The 13,677-nt window shown below is 72.3% G+C and carries 14 protein-coding genes; 8 read left to right on the top strand and 6 right to left on the bottom strand.

What is annotated here, in order from left to right; translation table 11 throughout:
* The first annotated feature begins 53 nt into the window (after window positions 1–53).
* Window positions 54–935 carry an acyl-CoA thioesterase gene (locus ACFVQG_RS12815; RefSeq protein ID WP_383380487.1) on the top strand — a complete coding sequence of 294 codons (882 nt, stop codon included), beginning with the start codon at window positions 54–56 and terminating at the stop codon, window positions 933–935.
* Here ACFVQG_RS12815 and ACFVQG_RS12810 read toward each other — a convergent pair.
* Together ACFVQG_RS12810 and ACFVQG_RS12805 are read right to left on the bottom strand one after the other, a co-directional pair.
* On the bottom strand, window positions 932–1,225 hold the full coding sequence (locus tag ACFVQG_RS12810; RefSeq protein WP_383380484.1) for a hypothetical protein: 294 nt from the start codon (window positions 1,223–1,225) through the stop codon (window positions 932–934). The two genes, ACFVQG_RS12815 and ACFVQG_RS12810, sit on opposite strands and share 4 nt — an antisense overlap.
* Before the next feature lie 108 nt (window positions 1,226–1,333).
* Complete coding sequence (locus ACFVQG_RS12805; protein WP_383380481.1) at window positions 1,334–2,203, bottom strand: SDR family oxidoreductase; 870 nt, start codon at window positions 2,201–2,203, stop codon at window positions 1,334–1,336.
* A gap of 241 nt (window positions 2,204–2,444) precedes the next feature.
* Between ACFVQG_RS12805 and ACFVQG_RS12800 the strand changes: the two genes are divergently transcribed.
* Window positions 2,445–3,236 (top strand): phosphatase, encoded by a 792-nt coding sequence (locus ACFVQG_RS12800; RefSeq protein WP_383380478.1) that lies wholly within the window; start codon window positions 2,445–2,447, stop codon window positions 3,234–3,236.
* Here the strand turns inward: ACFVQG_RS12800 and ACFVQG_RS12795 are convergent.
* From ACFVQG_RS12795 to ACFVQG_RS12785, 3 genes are read right to left on the bottom strand one after another with little or no spacing between them, the layout of a single operon-like run.
* Window positions 3,233–3,550, bottom strand: a complete 318-nt coding sequence (locus ACFVQG_RS12795; RefSeq protein WP_383380475.1) for a hypothetical protein — start codon at window positions 3,548–3,550, stop codon at window positions 3,233–3,235. The genes ACFVQG_RS12800 and ACFVQG_RS12795 overlap by 4 nt on opposite strands.
* Complete coding sequence (locus ACFVQG_RS12790) at window positions 3,547–4,455, bottom strand: LysR substrate-binding domain-containing protein (RefSeq protein WP_383380472.1); 909 nt, start codon at window positions 4,453–4,455, stop codon at window positions 3,547–3,549. The genes ACFVQG_RS12795 and ACFVQG_RS12790 overlap by 4 nt, the downstream gene beginning before the upstream one ends.
* 39 nt (window positions 4,456–4,494) lie before the next feature.
* On the bottom strand, window positions 4,495–5,094 hold the full coding sequence (locus ACFVQG_RS12785) for a TetR/AcrR family transcriptional regulator (RefSeq protein ID WP_383380469.1): 600 nt from the start codon (window positions 5,092–5,094) through the stop codon (window positions 4,495–4,497).
* A 112-nt stretch (window positions 5,095–5,206) separates the two neighbouring features.
* Between ACFVQG_RS12785 and ACFVQG_RS12780 the strand changes: the two genes are divergently transcribed.
* From ACFVQG_RS12780 to ACFVQG_RS12765, 4 genes are read left to right on the top strand one after another with little or no spacing between them, the layout of a single operon-like run.
* Window positions 5,207–6,823: a carboxyl transferase domain-containing protein gene (locus tag ACFVQG_RS12780; protein ID WP_383380466.1), complete on the top strand. Its 1,617-nt coding sequence runs from the start codon at window positions 5,207–5,209 to the stop codon at window positions 6,821–6,823.
* A gap of 52 nt (window positions 6,824–6,875) precedes the next feature.
* Window positions 6,876–8,804, top strand: a complete 1,929-nt coding sequence (locus ACFVQG_RS12775; protein ID WP_383381701.1) for an acetyl/propionyl/methylcrotonyl-CoA carboxylase subunit alpha — start codon at window positions 6,876–6,878, stop codon at window positions 8,802–8,804.
* A complete protein-coding gene (locus ACFVQG_RS12770) occupies window positions 8,801–9,742 on the top strand; it encodes a hydroxymethylglutaryl-CoA lyase (RefSeq protein WP_383380463.1) in 942 nt (313 codons plus the stop codon). The genes ACFVQG_RS12775 and ACFVQG_RS12770 overlap by 4 nt, the downstream gene beginning before the upstream one ends.
* Window positions 9,743–9,750: 8 nt before the next feature.
* On the top strand, window positions 9,751–10,911 hold the full coding sequence (locus ACFVQG_RS12765; RefSeq protein ID WP_383381699.1) for an acyl-CoA dehydrogenase family protein: 1,161 nt from the start codon (window positions 9,751–9,753) through the stop codon (window positions 10,909–10,911).
* Window positions 10,912–11,088: 177 nt separating this feature from the next.
* Here ACFVQG_RS12765 and ACFVQG_RS12760 read toward each other — a convergent pair whose 3' ends face one another.
* Entirely contained in the window at window positions 11,089–11,466 is a 378-nt protein-coding gene (locus ACFVQG_RS12760; protein ID WP_383380460.1) for a hypothetical protein, read from the bottom strand.
* 141 nt (window positions 11,467–11,607) lie between these two features.
* Between ACFVQG_RS12760 and ACFVQG_RS12755 the strand changes: the two genes are divergently transcribed.
* Window positions 11,608–12,657, top strand: coding sequence for an ABC transporter substrate-binding protein (locus ACFVQG_RS12755; RefSeq protein ID WP_383380457.1), 1,050 nt, complete (start codon window positions 11,608–11,610; stop codon window positions 12,655–12,657).
* A gap of 43 nt (window positions 12,658–12,700) precedes the next feature.
* Window positions 12,701–13,558, top strand: coding sequence for a siderophore-interacting protein (locus ACFVQG_RS12750; RefSeq protein ID WP_383380452.1), 858 nt, complete (start codon window positions 12,701–12,703; stop codon window positions 13,556–13,558).
* Window positions 13,559–13,677: the final 119 nt, after the last annotated feature.

Here is a 13,677-nt window from a genome sequence, read left to right as displayed (position 1 = left end):
GAGGACACGGGTCGGTAAGGTCCGCGAAAAGATTGCCAGATACAACTGACCCCATGAGTCAGGCACTTCAGTCCCTGCTCGATCTGCTCGACCTGGAGCAGATCGAGCGGGACATCTTCCGCGGGCGCTCCCGGTCCGCCGTGGTCCCCCGGGTCTTCGGCGGCCAGGTGGCGGCCCAGGCGTTGGTGGCGGCGGGCCGCACGGTCCCCGCCGACCGCCCGGCGCACTCCCTGCACGCGTACTTCCTGCGCCCGGGAGACCCGGGAGCGTCGATCGTCTACACGGTGGACCGCATCCGCGACGGCCGCTCCTTCACCACGCGGCGCGTGGTCGCGGTCCAGCACGGCCACCCGATCTTCCACCTGTCGGCGTCCTTCCAGACGTACGAGGAGGGCCTGGACCACCAGACCCCCATGCCGCCCGCCCCCGACCCGGCGACGCTTCCCACCTCGGAGGACCGCCTGCGGAGCTACGCCCACCTGGACGCGGAGGTGGTGGAGCGCTTCGTCGAGACCAGGGCGGCGGTGGACCTGCGCCATGTGGACGACCCGCCCTACGGCAGCTTCGGCGCGCCCCGGTCCCCGCACTCCCAGGTCTGGTTCCGCACCAACGGCAAGCTGGACGGCGACATCGACACGCCGCTGCTGCACGTCGTCCTGGCCACGTACGTCTCCGACATGACCCTGCTCGACTCCGTCCTCCTGGCCCACGGCCGCGGCGGCTGGGCGGTCGGCGACGTGGTGGGCGCCTCCCTGGACCACGCGATGTGGTTCCACCGCCCGTTCCGCGCCGACGAGTGGCTGCTGTACGACCAGGAGTCCCCGTCGGCCCACGGTGGCCGGGGTCTCGGACAGGCCCGCATCTACACCCGGGACGGCCGCCTGGCGATCACGGTGATCCAGGAGGGCGTGGTGCGGGTACCGCGAGCCCGCTAGCCCTGGAGCGCGGAGAGCCCTTTGCGCAGGTCATCGGCGTTCATCACGGGCTGGACCTCGATCTTCGCCTTGAGCTGCTCGAACAGCGGCTCGGCGAGGCCCGGCAGCTCCGAGCTGTCCCGCAGGTCGAACACGAAGAAGCACGCCCGGTGTCCCTCGTGCGGGCCGAAGTAGGCCGCCTCGGGCTTGAGCCGTTCGATCATCGACTGCATCAGCTTCGGCAGGGTGCCGTTGCCGATCGCCTCGTTCCCGGCCTCGGTGTCGATGGTGGCTCTCAGCATGACCCTCATGGCACTCACTCCGTTCCACGCACCACGGCCGACGCGGTCCGCCCGCGCCCGGTGAGCCGGGTGCCGCCGTGCTCAGGCTCACCTCGGGCCGAGGGGGGCGCCAACATCTCATCCGCCATCAGCGCGCGAGCCGAAGTAGTGCCCGGCCTCGAGGTCGGCCACCAGCCCGGCGTGCTCGGGCCGCCATCCCAGCAGCTCCCGCGTGTGCGCCCCCGAGGTGGGATTGTCGGCCCCGACCATGGCGGCCAGAAACCCGAAGTGTCCCTCGGCCTCCTCGACGGACACCCTGCCCACCGGCACGTCCAGCCGCCGCCCGATCACCTCGGCGATCTCCCGGAACGCCACCCCTTCGTCCCCCACCCCGTTGAGCCGCGCCCCCGCCGGAGCGCCCTCCAGCGCCAGCCGGAACAGCCGAGCCGCGTCGAGGGTGTGCACGGCGGGCCACCGGTTGGCACCGTCCCCCACATGAGCGGAGAGCCCCTTGTTCCGGGCGATCCCGATCAGCATCGGCACGAACCCCTGCCGGTCGGCCTCACTGTGCACGGACGGCGGCAACCGCACGACCGACGCCCGCACCCCCCGCCCGGCGAACGCGACGGCCCGCTCCTCGGCCTCCCCCCGCGGCGAGGCCCCCTCGACCGTGAGCGTCCCCGAGGTCACCACGAACGGCTTGCCGGACCCCTCCAGCGCCGCCCCCATGGCGTCCACGGCCCGCAACTCGGTGGCCACCGCCCCGGCGTAATCGGAGAAGTCGTGCTTGAAGGCCAGATGAACGACACCGTCGGCGCCCTTGGCCCCCTCCGCCAGACTGCCGGGGTCGTCCAGCGACCCCCGGTGCACCCCGGCCCCGGCACCCACCAGCGCCTCGACGGCCCGCTCGGACCGCGCCAGCCCCACGACTTCATGCCCGGCACCGAGCAACTCCCGCACGACAGCGGACCCGATGTGCCCGGTCGCACCGGTGACAAACACGCGCATACCGCGCTCCCTCACAGAGTTTCAGACAACGGAAGAACCGCTGTCCACCCTCCTGCGGGGGCTCGGCGCCCGTCCAAGACCCGTTGTGCACGGGGCGTTGCGTGCGAGGCATCACCGCAGGTCAGCCGGAACGCCGCGCGACAACCGGGAGACACGGACTCCTCCGGTACCGGCGTGACCCCCGTCCCAGCGGGCGGTACGCCCGGGACGGGCGCAGGTGGGCTGCCTCACAATGGGAGGCATGCCGATATCCGGGACACCCAGCCGCGCCGAACTGATCGACCACCTCGTCAAGACCCGTATCGCGGGCGAGGTCGCGACGCCGCGTGAGAACAACCTCTCCCACTACCGCCAGTTGTCCAACGGGGTGCGCAACTTCTGGCTCGGGCTGGAGCTGGGGGACCGCTGGAGTGACGAGCAGGACGTGCTCGCGGTGATGGCGGAGCGGGTGGGGGTGAACGACGATCACGAGTACCGGTACGGGCAGGACACCATCGACCCGGAACTGACCGTCGCCGCGCTGGAGCGGATGGCGGGGCGGCTGCGGAAGGCGGCGGACGGGCGGCAGCGGGTGCTGTTCGCGACCGGGCATCCGGGGGGTCTGCTGGATGTGCACCGGGCCACCGCCGCCGCTCTGCGGGGGGCCGGGTGCGAGATCGTCGTCATTCCGGACGGGCTGCAGACCGATGAGGGGTACGTCATGCAGTTCGCGGACGTGGCCGTGCTGGAGCATGGGGCCACGCTCTGGCACACCCACTCCGGGGAGCCCATGAAGGCCATCCTCACCGCTCTTGAGCGCGAAGGCCGTCCGCTGCCGGACCTCGTCGTCGCCGACCACGGGTGGGCGGGTTACGCCGCCCAGCACGGCGTCGACTCCGTCGGCTACGCCGACTGCAACGACCCCGCCCTCTTCCTCGCGGAGTCGGAGGGCACCCTTCAGGTGGCCGTGCCGCTGGATGATCACGTCCTCAGCCCTCGGTACTACGACCCGATGACCGCGTATCTGCTGGCGGAGGCCGGGTTGGTCGGCTAGGAGTCCCGGGGCGGGAGCCGCAGCCAGGCCTCCGGCGAGCCCACGACCGCGCGGGCGTCCGGCGGGTACGCCCGCGCGCAGGCGCAGCAGTACGCGACCGCGTGTCCGTGGGTGAGGCAGGCGACGGGGACCTCGTGGGAGGTGCGGTCCGGCCACGGGGCGGCGCCCGGGTGCGGGTCCCCGCCCTCCGCCGCGCCGTCGACGTACCCGCACCCCTGGTTGCCGCTCCTGGGACTGGCGTACAGGCCGTACGCGACCGTTGGGGCGGACCGGGCCGCCATGACGCCGGGCCGTTGGGGGGCGTAGCCGCTCATGCGATCCCCTCAGGTGTCAGGTGGGCCACGGCCACCCCCCGGAAGGCCGCCACCAGGCTGTTGTCGTCGTCGGCCCGGGTCGCCAGGACCACGCGGCTCGGTTCCACGCCCGTCAGCGGGACCGTCGTCAGGTCGGGGCGCAGGCGGCCCACGCGGTGGCCCGCCGAGAGGACCACCGCCTCCCCCGCCGCCACGACCTCGAACTTGTCCTCGATGTGTTCGACGAGCGGACCGTCCGGCGCCGGGCGGCCGTCGGGACGCGGGTCGATGCGCCAGTACGCCGTCCAGGCCGGGTCGGCGTCCCGGGGCCGCGGCATCGGCTCGTCCGCGATGTCGTCGAGGGTGACGGACTCCTTCCCGGCGAGCGGGTGGTCCAGCGGCACCACCAGCACCCGGGGCTCCTCGTACAGCGGCGTCACCCGCAGGCCGTCCGTCGGGAACGGCACCCGCGCGACCACCGCGTCCACCCGGCGGTCGAGCAGCGCCGCGTGCACCTCGGCCCAGGACACGTACAGGGTGCGCACCTCGGCCTCCGGATGCCGGTGCCGCAGCTCGCGCACCGCGGAGGTGACGATGAGGCCCGCGGTGTAGCCGACGGTGAGCTGACCCGCGCGGGCGGCAGCCCGGGTGTGGGCCGCCGCCTGGGAGGCCGCGCGCAGCAGCGCCCGCGCGCGGGTCAGGAAGACCTCCCCGGCCTCGGTGAGCCTGCTGCCCTGCGGGGTGCGGTCGATGAGCCGGGCGCCCAGCTGCTGCTCGAGGCGGCGGATCTGGCGGCTCAGGGACGGCTGGGCGACGTGCAGCGCCTCCGCGGCCCGGCCGAAGTGGCCGTGCTCGGCGACGACCGTGAAGTACCGCACCAGCCGCAGATCGAGATCCGGGGTGGAGGAGCGGTCGTGCTCGGGCATGGCAGCAGAGTAGTCGCCCGGCTGGCTGTCCCTCCTCGGCTACTCCGGCTCCCCCACCGCCCCGAACGCCCCCCGAGCCATCCGGTGCAGCAGCTCCGCCGTAGCCCCCCGCCCCGGCAACGCCCCCCGGCGCCCCAGATGCGGGGTGGAGTTCAGCAGGCCGAAGACGGAGTGCACGGCCGAGCGGGCCGTGGGCTCGGTGAGCGCCGGGTACATCTCGCGGACGACGGCCACCCACAGCTCGACGTACTGCCGCTGGAGCTGGCGCACCAGCTTGCGGTCGCTGTCGCGCAGGCGGTCCAGCTCGCGGTCGTGCAGGGTGATGAGGGGACGGTCGTCCAGGGCGAAGTCGATGTGGCCCTCGATCAGGGAGTCGAGGACCGCCTCGGGAGCACTGCCGTCCGCCTCCGCCAGGCGTCGCTTCGCGCCGGTGAGGAGCTGCCCGCTGATGCCGACCAGCAGCTCGGCGAGCATCGCGTCCTTGCCGGGGAAGTGGCGGTAAAGGCCGGGACCGCTGATGCCGACGGCGGCGCCTATCTCGTCGACCCCGACGCCGTGGAAGCCGCGCTCGGCGAACAGCCGGGCGGCCTCCTTGAGGATCTGCTCGCGCCGCGTGGGGGCGTCGGTCCTGATGCTCATGAAGGCAATTGTAGACAGGGAGGTTAGCGCTCGTTAACATGAGGGAAATGGGTTAACGCTCATTAACCAGCACCGGCCCACCGGCCGGTCGCAGAGGTGAGGGGATCGCAGGATGCAGGAGGCACCCGAGCTGACGACCGCGGCCGACCCCGCGTCGGAGGCCTGGCGGGCCAACGAGGAGGCGCACCGCGCCCTCGTCGAGGAGCTGCGCGCCAAGCTCGCCGCGGCCCGGCTGGGCGGTGGCGAGAAGGCCCGCGCCCGGCACACCGCGCGCGGCAAGCTGCTGCCGAGGGACCGGGTGGACACCCTGCTCGACCCCGGCTCGCCCTTCCTGGAGCTGGCACCGCTCGCGGCCGACGGGATCTACGACGGACAGGCCCCGGCCGCCGGAGTGATCGCCGGGATCGGGCGGGTGAGCGGGCGGGACTGCGTCGTCGTGGCCAATGACGCCACCGTCAAGGGTGGGACGTACTACCCGATGACGGTGAAGAAGCACCTGCGGGCGCAGGAAGTGGCGCTGGAGAACCGGCTGCCCTGTCTCTATCTGGTGGACTCCGGCGGGGCGTTCCTGCCCATGCAGGACGAGGTCTTCCCGGACCGGGAGCACTTCGGGCGGATCTTCTACAACCAGGCCCGGATGTCCGGCGCCGGGATCCCGCAGATCGCCGCCGTGCTCGGGTCGTGCACGGCGGGCGGCGCCTATGTGCCCGCCATGAGCGACGAGGCGGTCATCGTCCGGAACCAGGGGACGATCTTCCTGGGCGGCCCCCCGCTGGTGAAGGCCGCCACCGGCGAGGTCGTCACCGCCGAGGAACTGGGCGGCGGGGACGTGCACGCGCGCGTGTCCGGTGTCACCGACCACCTCGCGGAGGACGACGCCCACGCGCTGCGCATCGTGCGGGACATCGTCGCCACCCTGCCCCCGCGCGGCTTCATCCCCTGGCGGGTCACGGATGTCGTCGAGCCCAAGGTCGACCCCTACGGGCTGTACGGGGCCGTGCCCGTGGACTCCCGCACCCCCTACGACGTCCGCGAGATCATCGCCCGCGTCGTCGACGGGTCGCGGTTCGCGGAGTTCAAGTCCGAGTTCGGGCAGACCCTGGTCACCGGCTTCGCCCGGATCCACGGCCACCCCGTCGGCATCATCGCCAACAACGGCATCCTGTTCTCCGAGTCCGCCCAGAAGGGCGCCCACTTCATCGAGCTGTGCGACCAGCGCGGCATCCCGCTGGTGTTCCTGCAGAACATCTCCGGCTTCATGGTCGGCAAGGACTACGAGGCCGGTGGCATCGCCAAGCACGGCGCGAAGATGGTCACCGCCGTCGCCTGCACCCGCGTGCCGAAGCTGACCGTCGTCGTCGGCGGGTCCTACGGCGCCGGGAACTACTCCATGTGCGGGCGCGCGTATTCGCCGCGCTTCCTGTGGATGTGGCCCAACGCCAAGATCTCCGTCATGGGCGGCGAGCAGGCCGCCTCCGTCCTCGCCACCGTCAAGCGGGACCAGTCGGAGGCGCGGGGCGACGAGTGGCCGCAGGACGAGGAAGAGGCCTTCAAGGCACCCATCCGGGCACAGTACGAGCGTCAGGGCAACGCCTACTACGCCACCGCCCGGCTCTGGGACGACGGGGTCATCGACCCGCTGGAGACCCGTCAGGTGCTGGGCCTCGCCCTGACCGCCTGTGCCAACGCGCCGCTGGGTGACCCCCAGTTCGGCGTCTTCCGGATGTGAGGGGGACACCCACATGATGACGACCCGTTCGACGACGCCCCCCACGGCGACCATGTTCGACATCGTCCTCGTCGCCAACCGTGGCGAGATCACGGTCCGCGTCATCCGCACCCTGCGCGCGCTCGGCGTGCGCTCGGTCGCGGTCTTCTCCGACGCGGACGCCGACGCCCGGCATGTGCGGGAGGCCGACACCGCCGTGCGGATCGGGCCCGCCCTGGCCGCCGAGAGCTACCTGTCCGTGGAGCGCCTCCTGGAGGCCGCCGCCCGCACCGGCGCCCAGGCCGTCCACCCCGGGTACGGCTTCCTCGCGGAGAACGCCGCCTTCGCGCGCGCGTGCGCCGACGCCGGGCTGGTGTTCATCGGGCCGCCCGCCGAGGCCATCGCCCTGATGGGCGACAAGATCCGGGCCAAGGAGACCGTCATGGCGGCCGGAGTGCCGGTCGTCCCCGGCGGCCGGGACCCCGACCTCGCCGAGGCGGCCCGTGAGCTGGGCGCGCCCGTGCTGCTGAAGCCCAGCGCGGGCGGCGGCGGCAAGGGCATGCGGCTGGTGCGGGACCTCACCCTCCTGGAGGAGGAGATCGCCGCCGCCCGGCGCGAGGCCCGCGCCTCCTTCGGCGACGACACCCTGCTCGTGGAGCGGTGGGTCGACCGGCCCCGGCACATCGAGATCCAGGTGCTGGCCGACGGCCACGGCAGCGTGGTCCACCTCGGTGAGCGCGAGTGCTCCCTCCAGCGGCGCCACCAGAAGGTGATCGAGGAGGCGCCCAGCGTGCTCCTCGACGAGGCCACCCGCGCGGCGATGGGCGAGGCGGCCGTGCAGGCGGCGCGCTCGTGCGGCTACCGGGGCGCGGGCACGGTGGAGTTCATCGTCCCCGGCGGCGACCCGACGTCGTACTACTTCATGGAGATGAACACCCGCCTCCAGGTGGAGCACCCGGTCACCGAGCTGGTCACCGGGGTGGACCTGGTGGAGTGGCAGCTGCGGGTGGCGGCGGGCGAGCCGCTCGGGTTCGCGCAGGAGGACGTCTCCCTCACCGGGCACGCCGTGGAGGCGCGGATCTGCGCCGAGGACCCGGCGCGCGGGTTCCTGCCGTCCGGCGGCACGGTGCTGCGGCTGCGCGAGCCGCAGGGCGACGGCGTGCGCACCGACTCGGGGCTCAGCGAGGGCACCGAGGTCGGCTCCCTGTACGACCCGATGCTGTCCAAGGTGATCGCGTACGGCCCCGACCGCGCGACCGCGCTGCGCAAGCTGCGCGCCGCCCTCGCCGAGACGGTCACCCTCGGCGTGCAGACCAACGCCGGGTTCCTGCGGCGGCTGCTGGCCCATCCGGCGGTCGTCGCGGGCGACCTGGACACCGGTCTGGTGGAGCGCGAGGTGGAGGGGCTGGTCTCCACCGACGTACCGGAGGAGGTGTACGAGGCGGCGGCGGCCGTCCGGCTCGACGCCCTGCGTCCGCGCGGGGAGGGCTGGACCGACCCCTTCTCCGTGCCCAGCGGCTGGCGCCTCGGCGGCACCCCGCACCCCGTCGGCTTCCCGCTGCGGGTGCGCGAGCCCGTCGAGCACGTCCCGCGCGGGACGCACACCGTGACGGACGACCAGGTCTGCGTCACCCTCGACGGCGTCCGCCACACCTTCCACCGCGCCACCGCGCCGGACGGCGTCTGGCTCGGCCGCGCGGGCGACGCCTGGCACGTACGCGACCACGACCCCGTCGCCGCCTCCCTGAACCGCGCGGCCCACGCGGGCGCCGACTCCCTCACGGCGCCCATGCCGGGCACGGTCACCGTCGTCAAGGTGGCCGTCGGCGACGAGGTGACGGCCGGGCAGAGCCTGCTGGTGGTGGAGGCGATGAAGATGGAGCACGTCATCTCCGCCCCACACGCGGGCACGGTCGCCGAGCTGGACGTCCGGCCGGGCAGCACGGTCGCCATGGACCAGGTGCTCGCGGTCGTCGCCCCGCACGAGGAGGCCGGGGAATGACCACCCCCCAGCTCCCCATGGTGATCCCGGACGAGTCCCTCCCCGCCCGCGTCCGCATCCACGAGGTGGGCCCCCGCGACGGCCTCCAGAACGAGAAGGGGACCGTCCCGACGGAGGTCAAGGCGGAGTTCATCCGGCGGCTGGCCGACGCGGGCCTGACGACGATCGAGGCGACCAGCTTCGTACACCCCAAGTGGGTGCCCCAACTGGCCGACGCCGAGCAGCTGTTCCCGCAGGTGGCCGACCTGCCGGTGGCGCTGCCCGTCCTGGTGCCGAACGAACGCGGCCTGGACCGGGCACTCGCCCTGGGCGCCGACCGCGTCGCCGTGTTCGCCAGCGCCAGCGAGTCCTTCGCCCGCGCCAACCTCAACCGCACGATGGACGAGGCGCTGGCCATGTTCGAGCCGGTCGTCACCCGCGCGAAGGCGGCGGACGTCCCTGTGCGCGGCTATCTGTCGATGTGCTTCGGCGACCCCTGGGAGGGCGAGGTCCCGGTCCCCCAGGTGGTGCAGGTCTGCCGCGCCCTGCTGGACATGGGCTGCGACGAACTGAGCCTCGGCGACACCATCGGCGTCGGCACCCCGGGCCATGTCACCGCCCTGCTCACGGCACTCGCCGAGGCGGACGTGCCGGTGTCCGCCCTGGGCGTGCACTTCCACGACACCTACGGTCAGGCCCTCGCCAACACCCTCACCGCCCTGCGGCACGGCGTGACCACCGTCGACGCCTCCGCGGGCGGCCTCGGCGGCTGCCCCTACGCCAAGTCCGCCACCGGCAACCTCGCCACCGAGGACCTGGTGTGGATGCTGCGGGGGCTCGGCATCGACACCGGAGTAGACCTCGGCCGCCTCACCGCCACCAGCGTGTGGATGGCCGGACAACTGGGCCGACCCAGCCCGTCCCGCACCGTACGAGCCCTCTCCCACCAGGAGTCGTGATCAGAGCCATGGACCACCGTCTCTCCCCCGAGCTGGAAGAACTCCGCCGCACCGTCGAGGAGTTCGCACACGACGTGGTCGCCCCCAAGATCGGCGACTACTACGAGCGGCATGAGTTCCCGTACGAGATCGTGCGGGAGATGGGCCGCATGGGGCTGTTCGGGCTGCCCTTCCCGGAGGAGTACGGCGGGATGGGCGGCGACTACCTCGCGCTCGGCATCGCCCTGGAGGAACTGGCCCGCGTGGACTCCTCGGTGGCCATCACCCTGGAGGCGGGCGTCTCGCTCGGCGCGATGCCGGTCCATCTCTTCGGCACCGAGGAGCAGAAGCGGCGGTGGCTGCCCCGGCTCTGCTCGGGCGAGATGCTCGGCGCGTTCGGGCTGACCGAGCCGGACGGCGGCTCGGACGCGGGCGCGACGCGCACGACGGCCCTTCTCGACCCGGAGACGGACGAATGGGTCATCAACGGCACCAAGTGCTTCATCACCAACTCCGGCACCGACATCACCGGCCTGGTCACGGTCACCGCGGTCACCGGCCGCACCCCGGACGACAAGCCGCTGATCTCCTCGATCATCGTCCCCTCCGGCACCCCCGGCTTCACGGTCGCGCCCGCCTACTCCAAGGTGGGCTGGAACGCCTCCGACACCCGCGAGCTGTCCTTCTCCGACGTCCGGGTCCCGGCCACCAACCTGCTGGGCGAGATGGGCCGCGGCTACGCCCAGTTCCTGCGCATCCTCGACGAGGGCCGGATCGCGATCGCCGCGCTGGCGACGGGGCTGGCGCAGGGCTGTGTCGACGAGTCGGTCAGCTACGCGAAGGAACGTCACGCCTTCGGCCGCCCGATCGGCGCCAACCAGGCCATCCAGTTCAAGCTGGCCGACATGGAGATGCGCGCCCACACGGCCCGCCTCGCCTGGCGGGACGCGGCCTCCCGGCTGGTCGCCGGTGAGCCCTTCAAGAAGGAGGCGGCCCTCGCCAAGCTGTACTCGTCGACCATCGCGGTGGACAACGCCCGCGACGCCACGCAGATCCACGGCGGCTACGGCTTCATGAACGAGTACCCGGTGGCCCGCATGTGGCGGGACTCCAAGATCCTCGAGATCGGCGAGGGCACGAGCGAGGTCCAGCGGATGCTGATCGCTCGGGAACTGGGGCTTACGGGCTGATCCTCAGCGGACGGTGGCTCGGGAGCTGATCCTCGTCCGACGGTGACTCGGGGGCTGGCCCTCGTCCGACGGTGGCTCACGGGCCGACCCGCAGCCGACAGCGGCTCGATGGCTGGCCCTCAGCCGACAGTGACTCGATGGCTGGCCCTCAGCCGACGGTGGCTCACGGGCCGACCCTCAGCCGATGACGGCGATCAGGGCGATCAGCGTCAGGAACGGCACCAGCGCCACCGCCGCGCCGACGCTCCAGTACCGCCGCCCCGCCACCGGCCGCCCCTCCCGCAGCCATGCGTTGACCGAGCCCCACAGCCCGAGCAGCAGGGCCCACATCGGCACCAGCAGGATCGCCCACGGCAGCATGCCGTCGTTCTCCGTGGGCTCCCTGCTGGTGAGCCCCAGGGCCGCCAGCGGGAAGCTGGACAGGAAGAACATCAGGAACCCCAGCGGGACGACGGCCACGACCCCGATCGCGAGATTGAGGGCGATGGGCAGCGCCCAGGTCCGCGGCGCGCTCGGGCGGGCTGGGGAAGGCGAGTTGCTCGACTGCGAGGCCACCGGGCGACTGTGCCACACCGGGCCAGTGATCCACACCACGCCCCGTCAGGGCCCTCCGCCTCTAGACAAGATCTGAGGTTAGGCTAACCTACCTTCGAATTGTCCGGCGGGCGTTCCGCCCCGTTCGAAAGCAGTCACACCATGCCCAACGCCCGTGCCACCCACCTCACCCGCCGCGGCATCCTCGCCGCTGGCGGCGCCCTCGGCCTCGGCTCCGTCCTCGCGGCCTGCGGGGACGACGACGCGAAAAGCGGTGGCGCGGACTCGACGGCGTCCGCCAAGGCGTCCGGCCCCTGGACCTTCAAGGACGACCGGGGCGAGACGGCCAAGGCCGACAAGATCCCCTCGAACATCGTCGCGTTCACGGGCGCGGCCGCCGCGCTGTACGACTACGGCATCCAGGTCAAGGGCGTCTTCGGCCCGACCGAGACCGCCGACGGCAAGGCCGACGTCCAGGCCGGTGACATGGACATCAGCAAGGTCGAGATCCTCGGCAACGAGTGGGGCCAGTTCAACATCGAGAAGTACGTCTCCCTCACCCCGGACCTGCTGGTCTCCACGATGTTCGACGACCAGGGCACCCTCTGGTACGTCCCGGACGAGTCCAAGGACAAGATCCTCGGCGTCGGCGCCCCGAGCGTCGGTGTCTCCGTCTACGACCGCCAGCTGACCGAGCCCCTCCAGCGCATGCTGGACCTGGCCAAGTCGCTGGGCGCGGACGTGACCTCGTCGAAGATCACCGAGGCGAAGAAGCGCTTCGAGGACGCCTCGGCCCGGCTGCGCGCCGCCGCCAAGTCCAAGCCGGACATCAAGGTGATGGCGGGCTCCGCCAGCCAGGACCTGTTCTACGTCTCCGGCACCAACCTCTCCGTCGACCTGGAGTACTTCAAGGCCCTCGGCGTGAACTTCATCGAGCCGCCGGAGAAGGCCAAGGCCGAGGGCGGCGGCTGGTTCGAGGCGCTGAGCTGGGAGAACGTCGACAAGTACGACGCGGACATCATCATGATGGACGACCGCTCCTCCGCCATCCAGCCCGCCGACATCACCGAGGGCACCTGGAAGAAGCTGCCCGCCGTGCAGGCCGGTCAGATCATCGCCCGCTCGGCGGAGCCGATCCTGTCCTACGACAAGTGCACCCCGCTGGTGGAGGGCCTCGCCGAGGCCCTGGAGAACGCCAAGAAGGTCAGCTGACCTTCCGCCACCGCCCGCCACCCCAGGAGCACTGGAGTCCCCGATGACCTCGGCCGAAGCCGTCCCGTTCCGTTTCTTCTCCCTCCAGGTCGTACGGACGAGGCGGCTCGGTCCGTCCCTGGTCCGGATCACCTTCGCCGGGCCCGAGTTGCGGGACTTCCGCTCCGACGGCCTCGACCAGTCCCTGTCGCTGTTCCTGCCGCACCCGGGGCAGGACGAGCCGATGGTGCCCATCGAGCTGGGCGAGGACTGGTGGCGGGGGTGGATGGAACTCCCGGAGGACGTACGGGCGGTGATGCGCTCGTACACGCTCCGGGAGCTGCGCCGCGACGCCGACGGCGCCACCACCGAGATCGACATCGACTTCGTGCTGCACGGCGTCGAGCCGGACGCGGCGGTCCCCGCGGGCCCCGCGTCCCGCTGGGCCGCCCAGGCGAGCGCGGGTGACCGGGTCCGGCTGATCGGCCCGAGCGCCGCCGACAACCGCTCGATCCGCTTCCGCCCGCCCGAGGACACCGACCTGGTCCTCATCTGGGCCGACGAGACGGCCGTGCCCGCCGCCTCGGCCATCCTGGAGTCCCTGCCGCCGGGCACCCGCGCCGTGGCCTGGCTGGAGGCACACCACGCCGAAGAGGCGCAGAAGCTGTCCGTGGCGGCGGACGCCGACCTCGTCTGGCTCGTCAGCGACGACGGGGCTCCCGCGGCCATCGACGCCGTCCGGGCCGCCCAACTCCCCGACGCCGAGCGCCCGTACGTCTGGATCGCGGGCGAGTCGGGCCGGATGAAGGAACTGCGCCGCCACTTCGTCAACGAGCGCGGCGTCGACCGCCGCCGGGTCACCTTCGTCGGCTACTGGCGCCAGGGGCTGACCGAGGAGCAGCTCCGCGAGCAGGGCGAGTAGCCCACAGGTCGAGCAGAGCCCTAGGGGGAGCAGAGCCCTAGGGCGAGCAGAGCGCTCAGCGCCAGCAGGCCAGACGTGTCAACTCTCCGTGTAGCGGCTGTTGTTCCAAGTGACGGCAG

Origin of the sequence: Streptomyces sp. NPDC057877 (genome assembly GCF_042796855.1) — a bacterium.
In the GTDB taxonomy this organism is placed as follows: Bacteria; Actinomycetota; Actinomycetes; order Streptomycetales; family Streptomycetaceae; genus Streptomyces.
The sequence above is the reverse complement of the archived record's forward strand: the minus strand, read 5'-3'. Positions and strand labels throughout refer to the sequence as shown.

What these genes read in the sequence shown, in the direction of transcription:
- ACFVQG_RS12770 (WP_383380463.1), top strand. Translation starts at nt 8,801, where the DNA reads ATGACCACCCCCCAGCTCCCCATGGTGATCCCGGACGAGTCCCTCCCC.
- ACFVQG_RS12815 (WP_383380487.1), top strand. Translation starts at nt 54, where the DNA reads ATGAGTCAGGCACTTCAGTCCCTGCTCGATCTGCTCGACCTGGAGCAG.
- ACFVQG_RS12765 (WP_383381699.1), top strand. Translation starts at nt 9,751, where the DNA reads ATGGACCACCGTCTCTCCCCCGAGCTGGAAGAACTCCGCCGCACCGTC.
- ACFVQG_RS12775 (WP_383381701.1), top strand. Translation starts at nt 6,876, where the DNA reads ATGTTCGACATCGTCCTCGTCGCCAACCGTGGCGAGATCACGGTCCGC.
- ACFVQG_RS12785 (WP_383380469.1), bottom strand. Translation starts at nt 5,094, where the DNA reads ATGAGCATCAGGACCGACGCCCCCACGCGGCGCGAGCAGATCCTCAAG.
- ACFVQG_RS12755 (WP_383380457.1), top strand. Translation starts at nt 11,608, where the DNA reads ATGCCCAACGCCCGTGCCACCCACCTCACCCGCCGCGGCATCCTCGCC.
- ACFVQG_RS12790 (WP_383380472.1), bottom strand. Translation starts at nt 4,455, where the DNA reads ATGCCCGAGCACGACCGCTCCTCCACCCCGGATCTCGATCTGCGGCTG.
- ACFVQG_RS12810 (WP_383380484.1), bottom strand. Translation starts at nt 1,225, where the DNA reads ATGAGGGTCATGCTGAGAGCCACCATCGACACCGAGGCCGGGAACGAG.
- ACFVQG_RS12795 (WP_383380475.1), bottom strand. Translation starts at nt 3,550, where the DNA reads ATGAGCGGCTACGCCCCCCAACGGCCCGGCGTCATGGCGGCCCGGTCC.
- ACFVQG_RS12750 (WP_383380452.1), top strand. Translation starts at nt 12,701, where the DNA reads ATGACCTCGGCCGAAGCCGTCCCGTTCCGTTTCTTCTCCCTCCAGGTC.
- ACFVQG_RS12780 (WP_383380466.1), top strand. Translation starts at nt 5,207, where the DNA reads ATGCAGGAGGCACCCGAGCTGACGACCGCGGCCGACCCCGCGTCGGAG.
- ACFVQG_RS12800 (WP_383380478.1), top strand. Translation starts at nt 2,445, where the DNA reads ATGCCGATATCCGGGACACCCAGCCGCGCCGAACTGATCGACCACCTC.
- ACFVQG_RS12805 (WP_383380481.1), bottom strand. Translation starts at nt 2,203, where the DNA reads ATGCGCGTGTTTGTCACCGGTGCGACCGGGCACATCGGGTCCGCTGTC.